Source organism: Streptomyces sp. SGAir0957 (assembly GCF_043523415.1).
This window is the reverse complement of the sequence record NZ_CP027293.1, coordinates 661,653-683,537: the sequence shown is the minus strand read 5'-3', so window position 1 is coordinate 683,537 and position 21,885 is coordinate 661,653. Positions and strand designations below refer to the sequence as shown.

Here is a 21,885-nt window from a genome sequence, read left to right as displayed (position 1 = left end):
GGCCGGGCCGTCGGGCCCGGCCGGTCGGCGGCGCCGGTCAGCGCAGGCGCTCGGCGATGTCCGCCAGGTGACGGCCCTGGTAGCGGGCGGCCTCCAGCGTGGCCTCGTCGGGGGTCTCGCCCCCGCCGCTGGCCCAGCTGGTGCCGTAGGGGTTGCCGCCGGCGGCGAACAGGAGAGGGTCGGTGTAGCCCGGCGGGACGATGAGGCAGCCCCAGTGGTAGAACACGTTGTTGAGCGACAGGATGGTCGACTCCTGGCCGCCGTGCCGGTTCATCGCGGAGGTGAAACTGGTGGCGGGCTTGTTGTGGAAGACACCCGCCTGCCACTGCCCTCCGGCGAGGTCGATGAACTGCTTGAGCTGCGAGGCGACGTTGCCGAACCGGGTCGGGCTGCCGAACGCGTACGCCGTCGCCCACTCCAGGTCATCGAGCGTCGCCTCCTCCACCTCGTTCTTCGTGGAGTCCACGTGTGCGCGCCAGGCGGGATTGGCGTCGATGGCGGTGTCCGGCGCCAGCTCGTGGACCCGGCGCAGACGGACCTCGGCGTTGCGGGACCGGGCCCCCTCCGCCACCGCCTGGGCCAACTGGTGGACGTTTCCGGTAGCGCTGTAATAGACCACAGCGACGCGCGTGCTCATGGACGGGCTCCTGACTCGGGCGAAGGGACGGAGACCTCACTTTTGCCGCAAACCGCCCGGCCATGAAGCGACACGCCGTCGAGCCGCCCGGTGTCCGCCGAACGCACGCGCCGGCCTGCCGGTCCGGGCAGGATGGCCGCCATGGGGAAGAGCATGGCGGTGCGCCGCCTCGATCTGGGGTACTTCGTCCGGCCCGCGGCGGAGACGGGAGGCCCGCGACCGCGCGTCGAACCCGTCCTCGCCTATCTGGTGCGGCACGAGCGGGGGCTGATCCTCTTCGACACGGGCATCGGCGCGGGGGATCCCGACGCCGAGGCGCACTACCGTCCCCGGCGCCGCGCCCTGCCGGAGGCGCTGTCCGCGGCCGGGGTCGCCCTCGGCGACATCTCCCTGGTCGTGAACTGCCACCTCCACTTCGACCACTGCGGCGGAAACCCCCTCCTGGGCGGCAGGCCCATCCTGGTCCAGGAGAGCGAGCTGGCCGCCGCCCGGCGGGGCGACTACACCATCGACGCGCTCGTCGACTTCCCCGGCGCGTCCTACGAGGTCCTCACCGGCGAGGCCGAGATCCTGCCGGGCGTCCGGATCGTCCCGACCCCCGGACACACCCCGGGACACCAGTCGCTCGTCCTGAGGCAGAGCGACGGCACCGTGGTCCTCGCGGGCCAGGCGCACGACTTCGCCTCCGAGTTCGGGTCGGACCAACTCGCCCGCCGCGCCGCGCTGGACGGCACGGAGCAACCGCTGCCCGGGCACGCGCCCTGGCTGGCGCGGCTCGCCGAGTTCGACCCGCGCCGGGTGCTGTTCGCCCACGACTGCTCGGTCTGGGAACCCGCGGAGCAGCGATGACGCGGGAGCGGGCCGCCTGACAGGACTGATCCACCGGGAGCCGGGCACACGCACGGGGCACGGCAAACGAGAGGCAGGCTCCAGCACGCGACGGTGAGGGGCGGGACGCATGAGCGGCGTGACAGTGCGGACACCCGGCAGCTGACCTCCCCCATGAGGTTGTTGACGGTGACGACGTTCGCGGGCCGGGCGCCACTGACGCGCCCGGCACTCACGTGGTGGCCGCCTTCCTCCCCGACCAGAAGAGGCGAGTTCATGAGTACGGTCCCGGCGCGGCGGGGTGGCGGACAGGGCGGCACCAGCGGCCTCTACGACGTCCTGGAACTGATCCTCGACCGGGGCCTCGTGATCGACGCCTACATCCGGGTGTCCGTCATCGGCATCGAACTCCTCACGATCGACATCCGGGTCGTCGTGGCCAGCGTCGACACGTATCTGCGTTTCGCGGAGGCGTGCAACCGCCTCGACCTGGAAGCGGGCCCGAGCCGGAGCCTGGGCCTGCCGGACCTGATGGGCGGCGGGAGCAAGTCGGGCTCCCGCCGGGCCTGACGCCACGGCCGCTCCACGCGGCGACGCTCGCCGAACGCCGTCAGCTCACCTGCTCGGCGAGCCCGACGATGATCCCGGCCGGGCCGCGCAGATAGCAGAGCAGGTAACTGTTCTCGAACCGGGCGATCTCGCCGAGGACCTCCGCGCCGTGCGGGCGCAACCGCTCGACGGTGTCCTTGATGTCGTCGACGGCGAACATCACCCGGTGCGTCCCGATGATGTTGTGCGGCTTGTCGCGCGCCCCGTCGTCGACCGGCGCGGGGCTGCCGTACCGCGCCAGTTCGAGCCGGCTGTGCCCGTCGGGGGTGCGGACCATCGCGATGTCGCAGACCACGCCGTCGAGCCCGGTGCACTGATCGGCGAAGCCCCCTTCGATCCGCGCCCTGCCCTCCAGCTCCAGACCGAGCTCCACGAAGAACGCGACGGCGGCGTCCAGGTCCTCGACGACGATGCCCACGTTGTCCATCCGCTGAACCGTCATGCTGTCTCTCCTCCTCGACGACGCGGCCGCTCCCGGCCGCTCCTGCCTCAGGGACGAAGCCGACGCCATGTTCTCGACATCGGGAGCCGCGACACGCCGCCTCCGCGGTCTTGAACGGGTCCGTCACGACCACGGAGGCGCCGGTCCGGTGCAGAGCTGCAGAACCGATCAAGCGCTTGCCCGAATTGCCCACAATGCGACTTTGCGGCCACCCGTATGCCGCACATCCTTCCCCGCGCAAGAACGGTTGTGCGCAATATGACGACAGTGCGGCGGCAGATCCGATCGGAACGTCCGGCAACCGATGCACAGGTTGACGCGGTCGCACGTGTCGACGCAACTGGCGCCAGCCGTATGGGGTGGTGGTACTACACGCCGCCAGGAAGAGACGCCGCGAACGCCAGGTCGCAGAACGGCCCCCGGCGGCACCCCCGTGCATGACACGTCAGGCCGTCACCGCCGCACCCAGCCCTTCATCCCCGGCCCCTCCACCGACAGCCCCGTACAGCCAGGCCACTCGCAGCAGTGGGAAACGCCCTTCGCGCCGCTCGACTCCGTGGGCCCGCAGTGGGATCCGACCGAGGAACTCGCCGACCTGCTGAGCGAGGCCATCGACCACGAGACCTACGCCGAGCCGGACCCGGAGACGGGCGGCATCGCCGTCTTCGCCGAGGAGACGGACCCGGCCGCCCCCGACACCGAAGAGCCCGACGCCGCCACCGGCCCCGCGTCCGACGACACGGCCGCCGAGCCGCAAGCACCCCCGCGCGCCCGGCCCGTGCGCCGCCACCGCTCCTACTCCCGCGCCCGCAAACGGCCGTCCGGCGGCCTCCTGCGCATGGCCAGCGTGGTGATCGCCGCGCTCGCCGCCGTCACCGTGTCCGTGGTGTGCGTCTTCGGCGGCATGGTCAGCTACCACCCGCTGCGCCAGCTCGCCGTGCACCGCACCGCCTCCTACACGGTCAACGCCTGGCCCCTGCTGATCTACGGGCCCTGGATCGTCGCCTCCCTCTCGGTCCTGCGGGCAGGACTGCACCGGCGCCGCGCCGCCCACTCCTGGGCGGTGGTCCTGCTCTTCTCACTCGTCGCCATGGTGCTGTGCGTCGCGCAGGCCGGACACCGGCCCCTGGACGCGGCCACCGCGGCGCTCCCCGCCCTGGCCTCGCTGGTCTGCTTCCAGCAGCTGATGCGCCAGATCACGCTGAGCCGCCCGCCACGCCAGAGCCACCCGCGCCACCGCGTCCGCGCCGCCGAACCCGCACGGAAGCGACCGGATCTGCGGTGAGCCGCGCGCCTGCCGGGTGCCTGGGGCGCGAATGGGAACCTTTCACCGGCCCTCGCGGTCCGTAGCACCGCGTTCCACCGGCCCTACGGGTCCGTAGTGCCCCGGTACTACGGCACCTTGCGAGGCCGGGTGCCCGGGGCGGACGACCCGCCGGGGCGGCGCACGGCATCGTCCCTGCCATGACGATCCGAGCGCACGGCCTCACCAAACGCTACGCCGACAAGACCGTCGTCCAGGACCTGACCTTCACCGTCGAACCCGGCACGATCACCGGCTTCCTCGGCCCGAACGGCGCGGGCAAGTCCACCACCCTGCGCATGCTCCTCGGCCTGGACGCCCCGACCTCGGGCAGCGCCACCATCGGCGGACGCCCCTACGCCGCCCACCCCGCACCCCTGCGCGAGGTGGGCGCGCTCCTGGAGGCGAAGGCCGTCCACCCGGGCCGCAGCGCCTACCACCACCTCATGGCGCTGGCCCACACCCACGGCATCCCCCGCTCCCGCGTCCAGCACGTCCTGGACGTCGCGGGCCTCACCGACATAGCCGGTAAACGGGTCGGGGGGTTCTCCCTCGGCATGGGACAGCGCCTCGGCATTGCCGCCGCCCTGCTCGGCGACCCGGCCGCCCTGATCCTCGACGAACCGGTCAACGGCCTCGACCCCGGCGGCGTCCTGTGGATCCGCACCCTCCTCAAGTCCCTCGCCGCCGAGGGGCGTACGGTCCTGATCTCCTCGCACCTCATGGGCGAGACGGCGCTGACCGCCGACCACCTCGTCGTCATCGGCCGGGGCCGCCTCCTCGCGGACACCACGGTCGCCGACCTCGTCCGCGTGTCGGGCGCGGCCCACGTCAAGGTCGTCACCCCGGACGCCGCCCGCCTGCGCTCCCTGCTGAGCGGAGCCGAGGTCACCACCGAAGCCCCGGACACCCTGCGCGTACGGGGGCTCGACGCGCCCGGCATCGGCCGGATCGCCGCCGCGCACGCCGTCCCCCTCTGCGAACTGAGCCCGCGGACGGTCTCCCTTGAACAGGCCTTCATGAACCTCACCCGTGACGCGGTCGAGTACCGGGCCGCCACCCGGACAGGAGCCGCACGATGACCACGACCCTCCCCGCCGCCCACACGGTGACGGCGCGCCGTGTCCTGTACGCGGAGTGGCACAAGTTCCGTACTCTGCGATCCACTTGGTGGACCCTGGGGCTCGCGACCGCGACGGTGGTCGGCATGGGCCTCGTCATGGGCCGTACCTACGACGGTGGCGACGCCGACGTCGACGCGGTCCTCCTCACCCTCTTCGGCTCGCAGCTCTCGCAGATCTGCGTCGCCGTCCTCGGCATCCTGACCACCGCGAACGAATACGCGACGGGGCTCGTGCGTGCCACGATGGCCGCGGTGCCGCGCCGTCTGCCCGTGCTCTGGTCGAAAGCCGGGATCTTCACGGCCTGCGCGTTCACTCTGACCTTCGCGACCAACGTGGTGACGTTCCTGCTGGCCCAGATCTGGCTCTCCGACACCGACAAGGCTCTCTCCCTTACGGACTCCGGAGTCGTCGGCGCACTCGCCGGCAACGCGGCGGGCGTCACCCTCCTCGGCCTGATCGCCCTCGGCCTGGGCGCCCTGTGCCGCTCGATTCCGGCCGCCATCGGGGCGTTCGTCGGCCTCGTCATGATCCTGCCCGAGGTGCTCGGGGCGATCGACAACGACCTCGTCCAGGGCGCCGTGAAGTACTTCCCCGCCCGGTCCGCGGAGTCCCTCGGCACGGTCACCCGGCTGGCCGGCCATCACACCCCCGCCGTCGGACTGCTCTGCCTCCTGGGATGGGCCGCCGCCGTGCTCGCCGGGGCCGCACTGCTTCTCAAGCGCCGTGACGTGTGACCAGGATGAGCATGTGACGCCCGTACCCGGCGAGCCCGAACTCCGTGAGCCCCTACCTCGCGAGTCGGTGCCCCGCGAGCCCGAACTCCGCGTGTCCGAGCCCCGTACCAGCCGTTTTCTGCACGGCACCGCTCAGCGGGTGCGCGCCTTCGACCGGCGCCGCCCGCTGGTGTGGGACCTGCTCCTGACGGGGTTCTGCATAGTCTCGGCCGTCGTCGACTCCGTGGGCGGGGGCTGGAAGAACACCGCGACCGACACACAGGTGCCCGGCCCGCTCGTCCTCGTCATCGGCCTCGCCCTGACCGTCCCGCTGCTGTGGCGCCGCACCCGTCCCATGACGGCGCTGACGGTCATGGTCGCGGCCGGCGTCGTGAACAGCGCGACCGGCGCCATGCTCCAGGTGGCGCTGGTCCAGCTCTGCGTCGTCTTCAACGTCGCCCTGCGCGGGCGCCTGCGCACCCTGCTCCTGGCCTGCGCCTCGACGCTGGTCCCCGTCGTGGTCGGGGCCGTCCGCCATCCCCGGGGCAGCTGGGACGAGCAGGTCGTCCCGCACTTCTGGTCCCTCGTCGTCGTCTGCGCGCTCGGCATCGCCGTCCGCAGCCGCCAGGACTACACGCACTCCCTCGTCGAACGCGCCCGCCGGCTCGAGGTCGAACGCGACCAGCAGGCCCGGCTCGCGGCCGCCGCCGAACGGGCCCGCATCGCACGCGAGATGCACGACATCACCGGCCACCACCTCTCCGTCATCACGGGCCTCGCCGACGGCGGCTCCTACGCGGCCGCCCGCACCCCGGAACGCGCGGGCCAGGCGCTCACCGCGATCGCGACGACCAGCCGCCAGGCCCTGACCGAACTCCGCCGCCTCCTGGACGTGATGCGCGAGGAAAACCCTCCGCCCGAACCGGAGTTGACCCCGCAACCCGCCCTGGCCGATTTCGACGCCCTCGTCGACGGCGTACGCACGGCGGGCCTCCCGGTCGCCCTGTCCCACACCGGCACACCATCCGCCGCCCCACTACCACCCGGCACCCAGCTCGCCCTCTACCGCATCCTGCAGGAAGCGCTGACGAACACCCTCAAACACGCGGGCCCGCGCGCCACCGCCACAGCCTCCCTCACCTACACCCCCGACGCCGTCACCCTCACCGTCACGGACACCGGCCGCGGCGGCTCCCCCGACGGCAGCGGGCGGGGCCTGACCGGCATGAGGGAGCGCACCTCCCTCTACAACGGCACACTTGAGGCGGGCCCGCTGGCGGAGGGAGGCTGGCGGGTGACCGCCCGCCTCCCCGTACCCGGAGACCCGCTCACGTGAACCCGCCCCCCGCGTCATCGCCGCCGTCGCCGTCGCCGATGCCGAAGCCGACGACGGCGTCGGTCCTCGTCGTCGACGACCAGCCCATGCAGCGCTTCGGGTTCCGCATGCTCCTGGAGAGCCAGGACGACCTCAGCGTCGCGGGGGAGGCGGGCACCGGCATGGAAGCCGTCCGCCTCGCGGACCGGCTGCGCCCGGACGTCGTCCTCATGGACATCCGTATGCCGGGCATGGACGGCATCGAGGCCACGCGTCGCATCGTGTCCGCCACGTCCGGCTCCGCGGCAGGCCCGCGCGTCCTCATCCTGACCACGTTCGACATGGACGAGTACGCGTACGCGGGACTGCGGGCCGGCGCCTCCGGTTTCCTCATCAAGGACGCTCTCCCCGAGGAACTCCTCGCGGGTCTCCGCGCGGTGGCGGCGGGCGACGCGATAGTGGCCCCGGCGCTGACCCGCCGCCTGCTCGACGCCTACGTCCGCCACCTCCCCGCCGCACCGGGCGCGACGGCCCCGCCCGACCCCCGCGTCACCGCGCTCACGGACCGCGAACGCGAGATCCTCACGGTCGTCGCACGGGGGTGGACCAACGCGGAGATCGCCGCACGCCTGCACCTCGCGGAGTCCACCGTCAAAACACATGTCTCCCGGATCCTCGCGAAGACGGGGGCGCGGGACCGGGTCCAGGCGGTGATCGTCGCGTACGACGCGAGGCTGGTGGAACCGGCCTAGAGACGCGCCTGCGGGGGAGAGGTGTGCGCAACAGGCGTGCGGTGCCACAGAGAGCCTGAGGAAGTCCAGTGCTCTCATGGCGGCGGGCACCGTCGTGTCGCGCGTCACCGGATTCCTGCGCACCCTCGTGATGGCCGCCGCCATCGGCGTGGGCGTGCTAAACGACTCCTACCAGGTCGCCAACGTCCTGCCCACGATGGTCTACGTACTCGTGGGCGGAGGCGCGCTGAACGCGGTGTTCGTACCGCAGCTGGTGCGCGCCATGAAGAACGACGACGACGGGGGCGAGGCGTACGCCAACCGGCTGCTCACCCTGGTCGTCGTGGTGCTGGCCGGGGTCACCGTCGTCTGTGTGCTGGCGGCGCCGGCGCTGGTGCATCTGATGTCGCCCGACATCGCCTCCGACCCGCGGCGGATGGCCATCACCGTGGCCTTCGCCCGCTACTGTCTGCCCACCATGTTCTTCATGGGCGCGCACGTGGTGCTGGGGCAGATCCTCAACGCCCGGGGCCGCTTCGGGGCGATGATGTGGACCCCGGTCCTCAACAACGTCGTGATCATCGCCGCGTTCGCCGGGTTCATCTGGGCCTTCGGGGACTTCACCTCATCCGGGACGAGCCCGGAGACCATCACCCCGCAGGGGGTGCGGCTGCTCGGGCTCGGCACCTTGCTGGGCCTCGCCGTGCAGGCACTCGCGATGCTGCCCTCACTGCGCGATGCGGGCTTCAGGCTCCGCCCCCGTCTCGACTTCCGCGGGCACGGCCTCGGCAGGGCTCTGGGGTTGTACGCGGTGATGCCGGATCCGGTGTGCCCGGACCGCTCGGCGAGCGAGCCCGCCTTGGTGGCGAGTTGAGTCACGACCACCATGCCGATCTGGTTGACGAGGACGAAGAGCAGAGTCCATTTCGCCGGCTACGCGCTCCTGCTCTGGCAGATGCCGCAGGCCATCATCACCGTGTCGGTCATGACCGCCGTCCTCCCGCGGATCTCGGACGGCGGCGATGTCGCCGTCCTGGGCCGAGCGGGAGCCGTGGGGTTGCCGATGGCCACGCTGCTCTACTCCGGCTCCGACGCCGAGGGCGCCCGGGGGATCGGCCGCGTCCTCATGGCGTTCGGTCCGGGCCTGGTCCCCTACTCGGTGCAGTACGTGGTGCTCCGTGGCTTCTACACGTTCGAGGACACCCGGACGCCTTTCTACAACACCGTCGTCGTGGCCCTGGTGAACGCGGGCGCCGCCTGGCTGTGCTTCACGCTGCTTCCGCCGCGCTGGGCCGTGACGGGGATGGCGGCCTCGTACGGGGCGGCCTTCGCCGTCGGGGTCGTCGTGGCCTGGCGGCGGCTGCGCGCTCGGCTGGGCGGTGACCTGGACGGCGCGCGCGTCCTGCGCACCTACGGGCGGCTGGCGGGCGCGGCAGCCCCGGCGGCGGCCGTCGGCGGAGGCGCCGCCTTCGTGCTGAGGGGGAGCCTGGGCGGCGGCGTGCCAGGGGCGGCGGTGTCGCTGTTCGTCGGGGGCGGCATCTTGCTCGGCGTCTTTCTGCTGCTGGCCCGTCTGCTGCGGGTGGAGGAGCTCAATTCGTGGGGCGGGGCGGCCCGTTCGGGGCGAGGGGCGCGGTAACTCGTTGGACATCGCCGGGTTCCGCGGTGAGCCTGGGGTGTATGGAGCAGGAGGAGATCTGGGACGCCGATGCCGCTCGGCGCTATGAAACGCCCGGGGCCGGCATGTTCGCGCCGGAGGTCCTGGGGCCCGCCGTGGAGCGGCTCGTGCGGCTCGCCGACGGCGGGGCGGCGCTCGAGTTCGCGATCGGCACGGGCCGGGTGGCGGTACCGCTCGCCGAGAGGGGGGTCTCCGTCACCGGCATCGAGTTGTCGCGGCCGATGGTGGAGCAACTGCGGACCAAGGTCGACGAGGCGACGATCCCCGTGGTCATCGGTGACATGGCGACCGCTGTCGCCCCCGGCGAATACAGCCTGGTCTACCTCGTGTTCAACACCATCTCCAACCTGCTCACCCAGGACGAGCAGGTCGAGTGCTTCCGCAACGCGGCCCGCCATCTCGGGCCCGGCGGCCGGTTCGTGATCGAGCTGTGGGTGCCCGAGGTGCACAAGCTGCCGCCGGACCGGAAGGCCGTCGTCCTCGGCTCCGGGCCCGGTCACATCAGTCTGGACACGTATGACGTGCTCACCCAGCACGTCGTCTCCCACCACTTCGACTTCGCGGAGGCCGGGCGGACCGCGCGCCTCTTCCGGAGCCCGCACCGCTACATCTGGCCGGCGGAACTCGACCTGATGGCGCGGCTCGCCGGGTTCGAACGGGAGACGAGGCACGCGGACTGGGCCGGTGCCGCGTTCACCGCCGATGCGGGTTCTCACGTCTCCGTCTACCGCATTCCCGCCGCGCGGTAGCGTGCGACGGCCGCTGCCGGCCTGCCGGACCGCGTGGTCGTCCGGGTGGCGTCACCGCATGGGCGTCCGGCAGGCGTCCGGAATCCCATTGAGCACAGGGGACCCGCGCGGCACCGAATTCCGAATACATGTGCGCCGCCGATAAGAGGCACCCCGCCGGGGTCGGCAAATAGGTCGCAATGGCCCTTCCGCCGCCGCGCTTCCGCCAACTACGCTCGTCGCAGCGCCATGTCACGGCGCTTTCAGGAGGGGCGGGGCGGGGGGATGACCGACTCCGGGAACTATGCGGCTCGTGCCGCGGCGCTTCGGGAAACCGCGAAGTGGGTCGCGGCCATCTTCGCCGGTGCCGGAGTGATCCTCTTCTCCGGGCTTTCCTTCACGAATATCGAAAAGGTCGCCGCGTCCGACTATTGGCCGGTCCCCGTCCTGCTGGCGGCGATTCCCGTGTGCGCGGCGACGGTCGCCGTGCACGCCGCAGCGCAGATGATCAGTGGCGGCCTGCCGGACGTGCGTGCCCTGTTGCCCCGGCTGATGGAGAGCGGGAGTCCCGGGATACGCGACGACCTCCTGCGCGACAAGGTGGAGAAATACACGCCGGCCACAGTCGCCACGTACGGGAGCATAGAAGCCTTCGAGAATCATGTCGTCGAGGCACGGAAACGTATCCGGGAAGCACAAAAGGCGTTCGAGGCGCAGCGCACACCGGACAATCGGCGAACAGTGGACGCCGAACAACGAAACCTCGCGGATCTGCAAGAGGGTGTCCGGGACCTGATTCTCTGCGCGGAATTCATTCAGGCCGAGGAACAGTACGCCAGGATACGGAAGCGGCTGCTCGTCGCCACCGTCACCGGTGTCGTCGCCGCCGCGCTCTCCGGAGTGACCGCCGCGAGGATGACCCCGGCGCCGGAGGCCGAGGCGACCGCGGCGGCGATCACCGGCCCTCTCCATGTCCGCGTCTATCCACGGGGCGGGCACGAACGTCCTTCGTGCCCGGTACGGAACGGACAGGAGGCGACAGCCATCGGCGGGACCCTGGCGCAGCCGCTGCTCGTACTGCCCGCGACAGCACCGGCGCGTGAGGCGCCTTCCCAGTGCCACCGCCCTTGGCGCTGGGAACCCGCGAGCGACGCGGTGGTGATCGTTCCACAGGGCGACCACGGGGGAGACGGATGACCAGCACATTGATGATCGAGACAGCCATCGCCGCCTACGAGCTGCGGGGCTTTCCCTACGCGCGGCGCGAACTGGATCCGAGGAAGGACTGCAATGACCTGGATCTGTGGTGTCCCGTCGACGGATGGCAGACCGCCGAGGACATCGGTGACTTCGTCGCGAAGCAGGCCGCCGCACGGCAGCCGGCCCTCGTGGTCGTCCAAGGGGGCAGCGGCACGGGGCGGACGTCCCTGGCGAACTACCTGATCCACCGGTGGGCGATTGGCCGCGCGAGCGCACCGGGCATCGGCTTCGACCCGGCCAAGCTGATCGTGGCCAACGGCCGGATGGAGGACTACGCGGCGGAAGAGGCGCTGTGGGACTGGGTCCTGGGCCTCTATCCGCAGGCGGTCGACAAGAACTACGAGCCCAGTGCCGCCACCGAGGAGGCCTTCAACACCCTGGTGGACAAGAAGCCCGCCGCCATCGCGGCCGCGCTGCAGACGTTCCTGCGCAAGCTCACGGGTGACCTGGCCTCGAAGGGCTGGGCCCTCGCCGGGATCCTCGAGGACGTCAAGAAGCAGGAGCTCCTGGCCCTGGCCAACAGGAGCCTGAAGTACGTCGATTCGCTGCTGATCACGACCGTCGAGGACACGGTCGGCAACCTCGACGCCGTCATCAAGAACCTCGGTTCGGCCCTGGACAGCAATGCCTCGCGCGTCGTGCGGCTCGGAGAACTCGACGGACCGGAAGCGCGCCAGGTCATCGTCAGGCGCTGGGAGACCTACGCCAGCGGAGAACTGCCCTTCGACCAACAGGCGGTGGAGGACGCCTTCGCCCTGAAACGCCGTCCGGTGGCGCGCGTCCTCGTCCTCATGGAGCTGCTGCTGACGGGCAAGGTCAACGTGGACCAGCCCGTGCGCTGGCCGGACGCGCGGCTGCGGTTCAGCAACGACGAAGTGATCGCACGCATCCCGTACCTCGACGAGCTTCTGCTCGCGGGGAGGTGACCCATGCCTCCGGACCGCAACCCCTTCCCGCCGCACGCCACCATGACGCTGGACGCCCTGGCGGCGTACCGGCTCGACGACTTCCCGACCTCGCTGTCCCGCATCCCGCTCGAACGCCTGCTGTCGATCCAGCGCCGGTACGTGCAGGACCCGGCCGCCGGCCGGGCGGTGGCGCTGCACGGCCCGCACGGCAGCGGGAAGACACACACCCTCCTCGTCGCCCTGGCCACGGCGCACGCCGGCGGACCACCGGTGAAGCCGTGCATCGTCATGTACGTCCGTGCCGACGGCCCCGATCCGCTCCTGCTCTACCGCAAGCTGATGTCCCGCTGGACGCTCTCCGAACTGACCGACCTCGCCGAACAGGCCTTCGCGGGGTACGCGATGGACGAGTTCGTCGCCTCCCGCACACCCGAGGGCGGCGAGACGGCGGACACCAGGCGGCTGCGCGACAACCCGCACCTGGTCAGGCAGGCCATCAGGGACAACGAACTGTCCTACACCGCCGTGGCGGACCGGGTGGAGCTCGACATCAGGCGCATCCAGGGCGGTTACGGCGCCTTCGAACGGGTCCTGCGCAGTCTGTCCAACCCGGCCCTGCGGCAGGCGGCCCACCGCTGGCTCCTCGCGGAGGACGTCAGCGACGAGGAGCGGGACCGGCTCGGCGTACCGGGCGCCATCGACCAGCCGTCCGAGATCCGGAAGGCCATCCACGTCCTGGCCACGCTCGCCCGCAGGGCGGGCCGGCCGTTCACGCTGGCCATGGACCAGATGGAGGCGTTCCTGCGGACGGCCGACGGACGCATCGACGGAACGAACGCCGGGCTGTTGCGCGGAGTCGTCGAGGACCTGGTGCAGGAGAACGCCTTCGTCGTCGCCGCCGTCGCGGAGCAGGTGTGGCAGGAGATGCCCCCGGACCTGCGCCAGCGATTCGGACCTTCGGAGATCTGCATGCCGGAGCTGTCCGTCGCCGAGGCGGAGGACGTCCTGGCCGCGTACCTGGCGCCCTGGCCGCCCGGGCCGGGGCAGCCCAGGACGTTCCCGTTCCTGCCCGACGCCGTGCGCCAGCTCCTCGCGGAGAGCGGCGGCAACATCCGGCGCTTCCTCCAGGCGAGCCACGTCGTCTTCGGGGCATGGCCACCGGGATCCGCGGCCATCGACCGGGGCGCGGTCCGCTCGGCACTGAGTTCGGCGGGCGGCGACCGGGCACCCGACGAGAGCGCTGTCCGCCGTGCCGTCGAGGACGCCCTGCTCAAGTCCAACCGGCGCTTCCGCACCGACTACGTCGTCGACGGGCAGCACATCGAGTACGCCGTACTGAGCGGCGAGCGGGTGGTCCTGGCTGTCGAGGTCGTCCAGGCCGTCTTCGCCCAGGACGAGGCGAAGCGGGCCGCGCACAAGATGGAGAAGATCCACGCGCTGCGCCAGCACCGGCCCGCCGTCGTCCTCGTCGTGGTCGGCTACTCCTCGCCCGACGTGCGGAACAAGCTGCGCGAAGCGGCCGGGCACGTCCTCACCGCCAGCAGCCGGGGGTTCGCCGCCGAACTGGAGCGGGCGCTGACGGAGGCGGCTCCCGAGGCGGACCACCTCGACCTCGATGTGCTCGACGAGCGGCTGGAGCGGCTGCGCCGGGAGACGGTGACGCTGATCCAGCAGCGGAGCGTGGACGAGCAACTCGTGGCGACCCGCTTCCAGCAGATCACGACAGAGCGCTCGGTGTCCCAGTGGAGGGAACAACTGCAGCGCTTCCGCCTGCTGTGGCTGCAGGAACGCGAACACCTCGAGCAGGAGATCGACCGGCGGCGCTCGCACCGCAGGCAGGCCGAAGTGGCGGAGATCGTCCAGCTCCACGACGAACACATCAAGAAACTGGCCGCACGCGCACGCCTGCGCCGCGATCAGGAACTGGCGATGCTGGGCAGCGCCACGCTCCTCCTGATCGCCGTCGCCACGTACGTCGCCGTGATGCTGTCGGTGCCCTCCTACCTGCCGGTCTTCGCGGCGGTCATCGGCATCGTCATCCTGCCGGTTCCGGTGATCCTGCGTCAGCGGCAGCAGGGCGCGGTGGCGGCGGACCGCGTGCGCACCATGGACGATCTCACCAGACTGGCACGCCACGAGGCGTCGCCGGACGTGTTCAGCCACGACGCCTTCGACCGCTTCAGCGCGATCGTCAGCCATCACCTCTTCACGGACGACGCCGACGCGCTGCTGCGGGCGGCCCACCACGAACCGTCCGCGCTCATCCGGCGCGCCCTCGTCGCCGAAGCGGTCGCCCGTGACCCCGGGCTGATGGGGCAGGCCGTCGCGTCCGGCGCGGACCCCGCCGATCTCAGCAGCGCGGTGGAGGCACACCCCGACAGCGCCGGGCTGCGGGAAGCGCCCCCACCGCTCCGCGTCCTCGCCTTCCTGCGGCTCAAGTCCCTGCGCGACCAGGACCGGCCCCCGGGCCCGCCACCGTTCGCGCAGCGCACGTGGCTCGAACAGTTCGCGGCGGCCACCGCCACGACGATCTCCGCGCTGCCTCCCGCGATGAGCCGCCTTGTCCTCGCCTACGAGAGGGACGACGACGAACTGCTCGCCGACGCCATCCGCGACGTCACCGAGAGGGACCTGCGGCAGGCGACCACCATGCTGCAGTCCGGCGGCGACGAAGGGCTCGTCGGCTACTACTGGCTGGAGTCCAGGGACGCCGTCCACGACGTGTACGTGTTCCTGCGCAAAGCCCTGTACTTCCTGGCCGGAGGCGTCGAGCGGCCGCCCGCGGGCGACATGCCCGCGGGCTAGCCGTCCGGGCCGGTCAGCTCTTGCCGAGCAGGCCGGTCATCAGGGAGATCTCCGCGGACTGGGAGGTGATGACGGAGTCGGCCATCTTCTGGGCGCCGGGGTAGGCGCCTTCGGCCTTCTCCGTCTTCGCCATCGCCACCGCGCCCTTGTGATGTTCGATCATCATCTTCAGGAAGGCGGTGTCGAACTTCTCGCCGGACGCCGACTTCAGGCTCCCCATGTCGGCGGCGGTCATCATGCCGTTCATGTCATTCATGTCATTCATGTCGTGCGTGGAGTGGTTCATGGCTCCTGCGGAGGGGACCCGCTCGCCCCATGACGTGAGCCAGCCGGACAGTGTCCTGATCTCCGGGGCCTGAGCCTTCTCGATCTCGCTCGCCACCTTCTTGACCTCGGCGGACCCGGCCCGCGAGGGAGCGAGGCCGGCCATCTCGACGGCCTGACGGTGGTGGGGGATCATCCCGGTGGCGAAGGCGACGTCGGCGGTGTTGTGCTGCGCCGGGGAGGCCGGGGTGTCGTCGCCCGATCCGCACGCGGCGAGTACGAGGGCGGTGGCGCCCGCGACGGCGCCGAGGGCCGAGCGGCGGATGAGGTTCTTGCTCATGACGGTGTGACTCATGATGGTGTGACTCATGATGGTGCGACTCCTTGATACGCGGCCCTGCTACGGGCATGCGTCGAGGCGGAAGAGAACGTGACCGGAGCGCGACACCGCGTCCGCCCGCCCGGGCAGGGCCGGGGCGCGAGGTGCCGTGCGGGCCGTCCTAGATCCGCAGGAGTTGCAGTTCGGCAAGGTCGGGCGGTGCGCGCCCGCCCACGGGAGCCCCGGCCGCCACGCCGGACAGCACGCGCGTCGGCAAGGGGACGCCTGCCGCGGGAGCCGGCGGGGGAGGGGTGTAGGCGGCGACGACACCCGCCGCGGCGCACGTCGCGTCCGCGTGATGTGCGTGTCCCGAGCCGCCGGAGCCACCGTCGGCTCCGTGCGCACAGGCCCCGGCGGCTTCCATGACCGGCTCACCGGCCGGTACACCGGCCGTGTCGGGGACGCTGTCGGATGCGGTGTCAGCCGCCGTCCTGTGGGTCATCATCACCGCACCATGACCGCTGCCCGCCGCCCCAACCATGGCCGGTGTCGGACCGGGGGCAAGGCCGTGCATCGCCAGCACACCGGCCAGCACCGCGAGCACCAGCAGCACGACGCCGCGCCCGGCGGGGCGGTGACTCGGCGGCCGGTGGGTGCGGGACATGCGGCCATCGTACGGGCCGGAACTGCACGCGCCGCCCCCACCCGCCGGGGAGCCGACTGTTTGCCGGACCGGCAACTTCGTGTGCCGTTCGGCGCGGGGCCGGTGCATCATCGGCAGCACGCGGCGCGCAGCGCGCCGGACCGGACGGCAGGGGTGCCGAACGACACCCTCGGCAACAGGAGGCGTCGCACATGACGGGGCACCACGAGCACGGCGACACGCACGGCCACACACACGGCGACACCCAGGGCCACACCCATGGCGACACCCATGACGAGCAGGCGGCCGCCGACATGTTCGAGCCGGCGGCCTGGGACGAGCGGTACGCGGGCGAGGAGCGGTTCTGGAGCGGCGAGCCCAACCCGCAACTGGTCGCCGCCACCCGCGACCTCGCCCCCGGGACCGCGCTCGATGTCGGATGCGGGGAGGGCGGCGACGTCGTCTGGCTGGCCAAGGAGGGCTGGCGGGTGACGGGGGCCGACTTCTCGACGGCGGGGCTCGCCCGTGCGGCCCGCCACGCGGAGCAGGCGGGGGTCGCCGACCGGGCCGACTGGTGGCAGGTCGACGCCCGGACCTTCGATGCCGAGGGCCGCTCGTTCGCGCTGGTCACCAGCCACTATCTGCACGCGCCGGACGGCGGCATGGTCGACGTGACCCGGCGCCTCGCCACGGCTGTCGCGCCCGGCGGACTGCTCCTGGTCGTCGGCCACGCGCCGTCCCACGAGTTCACACAGCTCTCCGAGAGCCACCGCAAGGCGATGTTCCTCGCCGAGGAGCTGCTTCCCGGTCTCCCCGACGACTTCGAGCCCGTCCTGGTGGAGCAGCGTTCCCGCACGCTCAAGCGGGACAGCGGCCCGGTCGAGGCCGAGGACTCGGTCCTGCTGGCCCGCCGCGCGCAGCACTGACCCATGAGCCCGGCCCGGCCCCTTTCCCCTGCGTCGTGCCGCTACCCTTGCGGACGTCGTCGCGAGGGGAGGGGCAGCCGTGCGGGTCGGATCGGCGCGTGCCGCCGCCGAGCAGTGGGTCGCCCGGTACGCCCGACCCGAAGCCGGCTACCGGGGCGCGTACTTCAGCGGCTCGACCGTCGGGCTGCCGGACGACGCGGAGCTGGAGCCCTCCTCGGACGTCGACGTCTTCGTCGTCACCGCCGAGGACGACCCTCCGGCCAAGCCCGGAAAACTCCGCCACCAGGGCGCGCTGCTCGAAGTGAGCTACCTGCCCCGGAGAGAGATCGCGTCCGCCGACACCGTCCTGGCGTCGTACCACCTGGCCGGCAACTTCCGTACCGACGCGATCATCGACGACCCCACCGGCGAACTGCGCAGACTGCACGCACACGTCGCGCACCACTTCGCGGCCCGGCCCTGGGTCCGCCGCAGGTGCCAGGACGCGCGCCACCGGATCGAGTCCCGCCTCGCCGCGCTCGACACCTCCGCGCCGTTCCACGAGCAGGTGTTGTCCTGGCTGTTCCCCACGGGCGTGACCTGCCACGTCCTTCTCGTCGCCGCCCTGCGCAACCCCACCGTCCGCGTGCGCTACGTGGCCGCGCGCGAGGTCCTCACCGCGTACGGCCACCCGGATCTGTACCCGGAGCTGCTGCGCCTTCTCGGCTGCTCGCACCTGTCGGCGCGGCGTGTCGAGCACCATCTGAGCGAACTCACCGCGACGTTCGACGCCGCCGCGCGAGTGGCGCGGACCCCGTTCTTCTTCAGCAGCGACATCACGCCCGCCGCGCGGCCGATCGCGATCGACGGCAGCCGGCGGCTCATCGACGCGGGCGACCACCACGCGGCCGTCTTCTGGATCATCGCCACGTTCGCCCGCTGCCACACGATCCTGGCGGCCGACGCGCCCGAGCTGCACGAAGCCCGCGCCCCCGCCTTCCGCGCGGCGGTCGCCGACCTCGGCATCGACTCCGCCCACGACCTCGTCCAGCGTTGCGACGAGGTGATCCGCTTCCTGCCCCGGCTCTGGCGGACGACCGAGGAGATCCTGCGGCGCAACCCCGGCATCACCGACTGACCGGGGAACCGTCCGCCCGCACAAGGGGCATTGATCGGCATGGCTGACGGGAGGCCGTCGACCGGGATATCTCTGGACGCGTACGGCGTCGTAGTGGCGCAGGGCAATCTGATCCGCACCGATCCGCACCGATCCGCACCGATCCGCACTGATCCGCACCGAGCCGCGCCGGGCCACCAGCCCGGCGTGGCCCGTCCGTTCGAGGAGCACCCTGTGAAGATCACAGCTGTCGACACCCTCATCACCAGCCCCGGCCGCAATTTCGTCACCCTTCGCATCACCACCGACGACGGCCTCACCGGCCTCGGCGACGCGACCCTCAACGGCCGCGAACTGGCCGTCGCCTCCTACCTCCGCGACCACATAGCCCCGCTCCTGGCCGGCCGTGACGCCGGAGCCATCGAGGACACCTGGCAGTACCTCTACCGCGGCGCCTACTGGCGGCGCGGCCCGGTCACCATGGCAGCCGTCGCCGCCGTCGACACCGCCCTGTGGGACATCAAGGCCAAAGCCGCGGGCATGCCCCTGTACCAACTGCTCGGCGGCGCCTCCCGCACCGGCGCCCTCGCCTACGGACACGCCTCGGGGCGCGACATCCCCGAACTCATCGACTCCGTACGCGCGCACCTGGAGGAGGGCTTCCGCGCCGTCCGCGTCCAGAGCGGCATCCCCGGCCTCGACTCCGTCTACGGGGTCGCCGCCTCCGCGGCCGGGCAGGGCGAGCGCTACGACTACGAACCCGCCCGCCGTGCCGGGGAGGGGCCCGCACGGCCCGCCGAGGAGATCTGGGACACCCGCGCCTACCTGCGCCACATGCCGCGCGTCTTCGAAGCCGTACGCCACGAGTTCGGCCCCGAACTGCCGTTGCTGCACGACGGCCACCACCGTATGACGCCGATCCAGGCGGCCCGCCTCGGCAAGGACCTGGAGCCCTATGACCTGTTCTGGCTGGAGGACGCGACCCCGGGGGAGGACCAGGCGGCCCTGCGCCGCATCCGCGAGCACACCACGACGCCCCTCGCCATCGGCGAGGTCTTCAACTCCGTGCACGACTACACGACGCTCCTGTCGGAGCGGCTCATCGACTACGTGCGCTCGGCGGTCACCCACGCCGGTGGCGTCACCGGTATGCGCAAACTCCTCGACCACGCCGCCGTGTTCGGTGTGAAGTCCGGGATGCACGGCCCCACCGACATCTCGCCCGTGGGCATGGCCGCCGCGCTCCACCTGGACCTGGCGATCCACAACTTCGGCATCCAGGAGTTCATGCGCCACTCGGCGGAGACCCTGGAGGTCTTCCGCACGTCGTACCGCTTCTCCGCCGGTCTCCTGCACCCCGGCGACACCCCCGGCCTGGGTGTGGAGTACGACGACGAGGCCGCCGCCCGCTTCGCCTACCGCCCCGCGTACCTGCCGGTGAACAGGTTGCGCGACGGCACGGTGCACGACTGGTGACCGGCGGGGGAGCGGTGGCGTCAGCTGAGCGCAACGGGCAGATCGGCGCCGCGCTCGACCTCGACGAGGGCCGGGCCCCGGGCCTGTGTACGCACATCGCTCTCTCGCGCGCGAAAGGCGCCCGGCCAGGACCTCGTCCCGGCAGGCGCCTCAGCCCCGTATCGGGCGTCGCTACGCGTTCTTGAACACCGCCTTCTGGACCTCGTCCGGTCCGTCGAAGCGGTCCGGCCGGGTGTCGTCGAGCTTCGAGACGACGGAGTCGTCCGCGCCGTTCTTCCGGGCCAGTTCCACCAGGTCCTCCTTGCTGGTGGGGTACTCGGCGCCCTTGAGGGCCTTCTGCAGGTCGATGGGGCTCAGGTCCGCCATGGCGGTCTCCTCGGGCTGGTGGTGGGGGGCTGCTACGGACGGTCGTCCTCGACAGCGGTGACGATCTCGGTGACGTTCGTGTACGTGGTCCCGTCCGGCAGGCGGCGCGCGGCCTCCAGGACGTAGTCCGGCGCGTGATGGGCCCGCAGGGTGTCCAGGACGGTCCGCCGGTCGGCCGGAAAGGCGGCTCGTTCGAGGTGGCGCGCCAGCTCCAGGCGCAGGGACTCGGTGTCGGCCTCCGCGCGGGCCTCGTCGCGGGCCTCGCCGGGCGGGGGGACGGGTCCGCCGGGGTCCACGCGGATGTCGTCGTCCGCCGGGGGCTCGGGGTCGTTGCCCTCCTCCACGTGTGTGTGCTGACCGGACCGGAGATACCCCTCCAGTTCGTGTTTCATCTCGTCGTCCTTGCGGGGACCGACCTGGTTGCTGCCTCGCTCCATGGGTGCACACCTCGGTTCGTGCGAAGGGTTACTGGTCGCTCCGGGTCTCGTCGGCCGCGTCGGTGACCTCGTACGTCCAGCGCAGCAGCGCGCCGATACCGCCGACCGGGATGTCGGTGACGACCGCGCCCGCCGGGCCTCCCGTCCGGTCCGTGCCGTCCGACGCCTCGTGGCCGGCGTCGGCGTACAGGGAGGGGTTGTCGTCGGGAAGGGGGAGGACGAGCACGTCGGCTCCGGTGACGGCGGCCGAGCGCAGCAGGGCGTCGTCCGCGCGTACGGGGTACGGGTCGCTCTCTCCCAAAGTGTGCGCATCGCTGCGCCGTACCGCCACTTGGTCGGGGCCTGGGCCCACCCAGGTCTCCCGGGCCAGGTCGGGCCCGTCGGGGCGCAGCAGCAAGGTGTCGATCCGGTGCTCGCGCGCGGCCTCGACGACGGCCGGAACACCCTCGACGGCGCTCTCCGGCCGGTCGTCCTTGCGCGCGCGGCCGGAGCGGAAGCGGTCCAGGGCTGCCTGGAGGCGGCGGCTCGTGTGCTCGCTCCGGGCGCGTTCGACGGCCTCTTCGAGCGCTGAGGAGTCGGAGCCCGCGGCACGGCCGCCGTGCTCGGTCTCGACCGTGGCCTCGCGGACGGCTTCCGGGAGCTTCTCGTGCACCGCGTGCCGTTCGCGCGGATCGCCCACGAGGACCACCAGCTCGGCGCCGGACTCCTCGTAGGCCGTGGCCAGTGCCTCGGCGATCTCGGCGGCGTTCTGCTCCCAGGTGTTCTCCACCTTCAGCTGGAAGTGCCGTTCGGACCAGTCGGAGCTGGACGTGCGGTGGACGGGCCACTGCTGCCCCTCGACGCCGCCGACGTCCCGCGATCCGCCGGGGCCGCGCCGTTCGAAGTCGGCGCCGGTGCGGTCCACGTACGCGACGAGGCAGACGGGGTCCTGGCCGCACAGCTCGACCAGCGGCGTCAGCCGGGGCAGCGGGCCCCAGAAGGTGAGCTGGCCCTGCGGGGCGCGGGAGAGGCGGTGACTCAGGACCACCTCGCCGTCGGCGGCGAAGAGGGCCCGGCCCGTCGGGTACTCCGCGACGGCCGTGCCGGTCAGGGTGTCGCCCACGGCCCGCACGGTCGCGGCGTCGGTGCCCTGCTCCTCCAGCGTCCTGCACACCTCGCGTACGGACAGCTCGCGCCGCTTGGCCCCGGACTCGTCGTTCTGGCCAGGATCGAAGTAGACCGTGGCCCATGGGCCGGCGCGGTCGAAGAGCGGCCCCAGAAATGACACATGCATGTTTCCT

The 21,885-nt window shown here is 71.8% G+C and carries 22 protein-coding genes and 1 pseudogene; 16 read left to right on the top strand and 7 right to left on the bottom strand.

What is annotated here, in order from left to right:
• Window positions 1–37 precede the first annotated feature (37 nt).
• Window positions 38–637, bottom strand: coding sequence for an NAD(P)H:quinone oxidoreductase (wrbA, locus tag C1N81_RS08190; protein WP_394428040.1), 600 nt, complete (start codon window positions 635–637; stop codon window positions 38–40).
• Window positions 638–778: 141 nt separating this feature from the next.
• Between wrbA and C1N81_RS08185 the strand changes: the two genes are divergently transcribed.
• A complete protein-coding gene (locus C1N81_RS08185) occupies window positions 779–1,486 on the top strand; it encodes an N-acyl homoserine lactonase family protein (RefSeq protein ID WP_394428039.1) in 708 nt (235 codons plus the stop codon).
• A 255-nt stretch (window positions 1,487–1,741) separates the two neighbouring features.
• Window positions 1,742–2,026 (top strand): annotated as a pseudogene (gvpJ, locus tag C1N81_RS08180) (gas vesicle protein GvpJ); the annotation flags it as partial.
• A gap of 49 nt (window positions 2,027–2,075) precedes the next feature.
• Here the strand turns inward: gvpJ and C1N81_RS08175 are convergent.
• On the bottom strand, window positions 2,076–2,516 hold the full coding sequence (locus C1N81_RS08175; protein ID WP_394428038.1) for a VOC family protein: 441 nt from the start codon (window positions 2,514–2,516) through the stop codon (window positions 2,076–2,078).
• 433 nt (window positions 2,517–2,949) lie between these two features.
• On the opposite strand from C1N81_RS08175, the gene C1N81_RS08170 reads away from it, so the two are divergent.
• The 11 genes from C1N81_RS08170 (at window position 2,950) to C1N81_RS08120 (ending at window position 15,078) form a co-directional block, all read left to right on the top strand.
• Window positions 2,950–3,801 carry a DUF2637 domain-containing protein gene (locus C1N81_RS08170; protein WP_394428037.1) on the top strand — a complete coding sequence of 284 codons (852 nt, stop codon included), beginning with the start codon at window positions 2,950–2,952 and terminating at the stop codon, window positions 3,799–3,801.
• Window positions 3,802–3,980: 179 nt separating this feature from the next.
• Window positions 3,981–4,901, top strand: coding sequence for an ATP-binding cassette domain-containing protein (locus C1N81_RS08165; protein WP_394428036.1), 921 nt, complete (start codon window positions 3,981–3,983; stop codon window positions 4,899–4,901).
• Window positions 4,898–5,677 carry an ABC transporter permease gene (locus C1N81_RS08160; protein ID WP_394428035.1) on the top strand — a complete coding sequence of 260 codons (780 nt, stop codon included), beginning with the start codon at window positions 4,898–4,900 and terminating at the stop codon, window positions 5,675–5,677. Before C1N81_RS08165 ends, C1N81_RS08160 begins: the two co-directional genes overlap by 4 nt.
• Window positions 5,678–5,744: 67 nt before the next feature.
• Window positions 5,745–6,992 (top strand): sensor histidine kinase, encoded by a 1,248-nt coding sequence (locus C1N81_RS08155; RefSeq protein ID WP_394437800.1) that lies wholly within the window; start codon window positions 5,745–5,747, stop codon window positions 6,990–6,992.
• 38 nt (window positions 6,993–7,030) lie between these two features.
• The gene (locus C1N81_RS08150; protein ID WP_394428034.1) at window positions 7,031–7,723 is read left to right on the top strand and encodes a response regulator; all 693 of its coding nucleotides are present in this window, start codon (window positions 7,031–7,033) and stop codon (window positions 7,721–7,723) included.
• Between the two features lie 76 nt (window positions 7,724–7,799).
• The gene (murJ, locus tag C1N81_RS08145) at window positions 7,800–8,576 is read left to right on the top strand and encodes a murein biosynthesis integral membrane protein MurJ (RefSeq protein ID WP_394428033.1); all 777 of its coding nucleotides are present in this window, start codon (window positions 7,800–7,802) and stop codon (window positions 8,574–8,576) included.
• A 24-nt stretch (window positions 8,577–8,600) separates the two neighbouring features.
• Window positions 8,601–9,338, top strand: coding sequence for a lipid II flippase MurJ (locus tag C1N81_RS08140; RefSeq protein ID WP_394428032.1), 738 nt, complete (start codon window positions 8,601–8,603; stop codon window positions 9,336–9,338).
• Window positions 9,339–9,379: 41 nt separating this feature from the next.
• Window positions 9,380–10,126 (top strand): class I SAM-dependent methyltransferase, encoded by a 747-nt coding sequence (locus C1N81_RS08135; protein WP_394428031.1) that lies wholly within the window; start codon window positions 9,380–9,382, stop codon window positions 10,124–10,126.
• 264 nt (window positions 10,127–10,390) lie between these two features.
• Window positions 10,391–11,302 carry a hypothetical protein gene (locus C1N81_RS08130; protein ID WP_394428030.1) on the top strand — a complete coding sequence of 304 codons (912 nt, stop codon included), beginning with the start codon at window positions 10,391–10,393 and terminating at the stop codon, window positions 11,300–11,302.
• Window positions 11,299–12,291: a hypothetical protein gene (locus tag C1N81_RS08125; RefSeq protein WP_394428029.1), complete on the top strand. Its 993-nt coding sequence runs from the start codon at window positions 11,299–11,301 to the stop codon at window positions 12,289–12,291. Before C1N81_RS08130 ends, C1N81_RS08125 begins: the two co-directional genes overlap by 4 nt.
• A gap of 3 nt (window positions 12,292–12,294) precedes the next feature.
• The gene (locus C1N81_RS08120; protein WP_394428028.1) at window positions 12,295–15,078 is read left to right on the top strand and encodes a hypothetical protein; all 2,784 of its coding nucleotides are present in this window, start codon (window positions 12,295–12,297) and stop codon (window positions 15,076–15,078) included.
• A gap of 13 nt (window positions 15,079–15,091) precedes the next feature.
• Here C1N81_RS08120 and C1N81_RS08115 read toward each other — a convergent pair whose 3' ends face one another.
• Together C1N81_RS08115 and C1N81_RS08110 are read right to left on the bottom strand one after the other, a co-directional pair.
• Window positions 15,092–15,712 carry a DUF305 domain-containing protein gene (locus C1N81_RS08115; RefSeq protein ID WP_394428027.1) on the bottom strand — a complete coding sequence of 207 codons (621 nt, stop codon included), beginning with the start codon at window positions 15,710–15,712 and terminating at the stop codon, window positions 15,092–15,094.
• Window positions 15,713–15,842: 130 nt separating this feature from the next.
• Window positions 15,843–16,325 (bottom strand): DUF6153 family protein, encoded by a 483-nt coding sequence (locus tag C1N81_RS08110; protein ID WP_394428026.1) that lies wholly within the window; start codon window positions 16,323–16,325, stop codon window positions 15,843–15,845.
• Window positions 16,326–16,516: 191 nt separating this feature from the next.
• Here C1N81_RS08110 and C1N81_RS08105 point away from each other — a divergent pair, with 191 nt between their 5' ends.
• From C1N81_RS08105 to manD, 3 genes are all read left to right on the top strand, one after another.
• Window positions 16,517–17,230, top strand: a complete 714-nt coding sequence (locus C1N81_RS08105; RefSeq protein ID WP_394428025.1) for a methyltransferase domain-containing protein — start codon at window positions 16,517–16,519, stop codon at window positions 17,228–17,230.
• Between the two features lie 79 nt (window positions 17,231–17,309).
• The gene (locus C1N81_RS08100; protein ID WP_394428024.1) at window positions 17,310–18,347 is read left to right on the top strand and encodes a hypothetical protein; all 1,038 of its coding nucleotides are present in this window, start codon (window positions 17,310–17,312) and stop codon (window positions 18,345–18,347) included.
• Between the two features lie 213 nt (window positions 18,348–18,560).
• Entirely contained in the window at window positions 18,561–19,802 is a 1,242-nt protein-coding gene (manD, locus tag C1N81_RS08095) for a D-mannonate dehydratase ManD (protein WP_394437799.1), read from the top strand.
• A gap of 171 nt (window positions 19,803–19,973) precedes the next feature.
• Here the strand turns inward: manD and C1N81_RS08090 are convergent, their stop codons facing one another.
• Genes C1N81_RS08090 through C1N81_RS08080 form a run of 3 tightly spaced genes read right to left on the bottom strand, consistent with a single transcriptional unit; the run spans window position 19,974 to window position 21,878 of the window.
• Window positions 19,974–20,168: a DUF2795 domain-containing protein gene (locus C1N81_RS08090; RefSeq protein ID WP_394428023.1), complete on the bottom strand. Its 195-nt coding sequence runs from the start codon at window positions 20,166–20,168 to the stop codon at window positions 19,974–19,976.
• Between the two features lie 32 nt (window positions 20,169–20,200).
• Window positions 20,201–20,605 carry a DUF2795 domain-containing protein gene (locus C1N81_RS08085; protein ID WP_394428022.1) on the bottom strand — a complete coding sequence of 135 codons (405 nt, stop codon included), beginning with the start codon at window positions 20,603–20,605 and terminating at the stop codon, window positions 20,201–20,203.
• 28 nt (window positions 20,606–20,633) lie between these two features.
• Window positions 20,634–21,878: a baeRF2 domain-containing protein gene (locus C1N81_RS08080; protein WP_394428021.1), complete on the bottom strand. Its 1,245-nt coding sequence runs from the start codon at window positions 21,876–21,878 to the stop codon at window positions 20,634–20,636.
• Window positions 21,879–21,885: the final 7 nt, after the last annotated feature.

Excerpts from the sequence above, each read along its gene's own strand:
- wrbA (WP_394428040.1), bottom strand. The coding sequence starts at position 637 with ATGAGCACGCGCGTCGCTGTGGTCTATTACAGCGCTACCGGAAACGTC.
- C1N81_RS08130 (WP_394428030.1), top strand. The coding sequence starts at position 10,391 with ATGACCGACTCCGGGAACTATGCGGCTCGTGCCGCGGCGCTTCGGGAA.
- murJ (WP_394428033.1), top strand. The coding sequence starts at position 7,800 with ATGGCGGCGGGCACCGTCGTGTCGCGCGTCACCGGATTCCTGCGCACC.
- C1N81_RS08090 (WP_394428023.1), bottom strand. The coding sequence starts at position 20,168 with ATGGCGGACCTGAGCCCCATCGACCTGCAGAAGGCCCTCAAGGGCGCC.
- C1N81_RS08105 (WP_394428025.1), top strand. The coding sequence starts at position 16,517 with ATGACGGGGCACCACGAGCACGGCGACACGCACGGCCACACACACGGC.
- C1N81_RS08115 (WP_394428027.1), bottom strand. The coding sequence starts at position 15,712 with ATGAGTCACACCATCATGAGTCACACCGTCATGAGCAAGAACCTCATC.
- C1N81_RS08160 (WP_394428035.1), top strand. The coding sequence starts at position 4,898 with ATGACCACGACCCTCCCCGCCGCCCACACGGTGACGGCGCGCCGTGTC.
- C1N81_RS08110 (WP_394428026.1), bottom strand. The coding sequence starts at position 16,325 with ATGTCCCGCACCCACCGGCCGCCGAGTCACCGCCCCGCCGGGCGCGGC.
- C1N81_RS08175 (WP_394428038.1), bottom strand. The coding sequence starts at position 2,516 with ATGACGGTTCAGCGGATGGACAACGTGGGCATCGTCGTCGAGGACCTG.
- C1N81_RS08125 (WP_394428029.1), top strand. The coding sequence starts at position 11,299 with ATGACCAGCACATTGATGATCGAGACAGCCATCGCCGCCTACGAGCTG.
- C1N81_RS08150 (WP_394428034.1), top strand. The coding sequence starts at position 7,031 with ATGCCGAAGCCGACGACGGCGTCGGTCCTCGTCGTCGACGACCAGCCC.
- C1N81_RS08080 (WP_394428021.1), bottom strand. The coding sequence starts at position 21,878 with ATGCATGTGTCATTTCTGGGGCCGCTCTTCGACCGCGCCGGCCCATGG.
- C1N81_RS08165 (WP_394428036.1), top strand. The coding sequence starts at position 3,981 with ATGACGATCCGAGCGCACGGCCTCACCAAACGCTACGCCGACAAGACC.
- C1N81_RS08185 (WP_394428039.1), top strand. The coding sequence starts at position 779 with ATGGGGAAGAGCATGGCGGTGCGCCGCCTCGATCTGGGGTACTTCGTC.
- C1N81_RS08085 (WP_394428022.1), bottom strand. The coding sequence starts at position 20,605 with ATGGAGCGAGGCAGCAACCAGGTCGGTCCCCGCAAGGACGACGAGATG.
- C1N81_RS08135 (WP_394428031.1), top strand. The coding sequence starts at position 9,380 with ATGGAGCAGGAGGAGATCTGGGACGCCGATGCCGCTCGGCGCTATGAA.
- C1N81_RS08120 (WP_394428028.1), top strand. The coding sequence starts at position 12,295 with ATGCCTCCGGACCGCAACCCCTTCCCGCCGCACGCCACCATGACGCTG.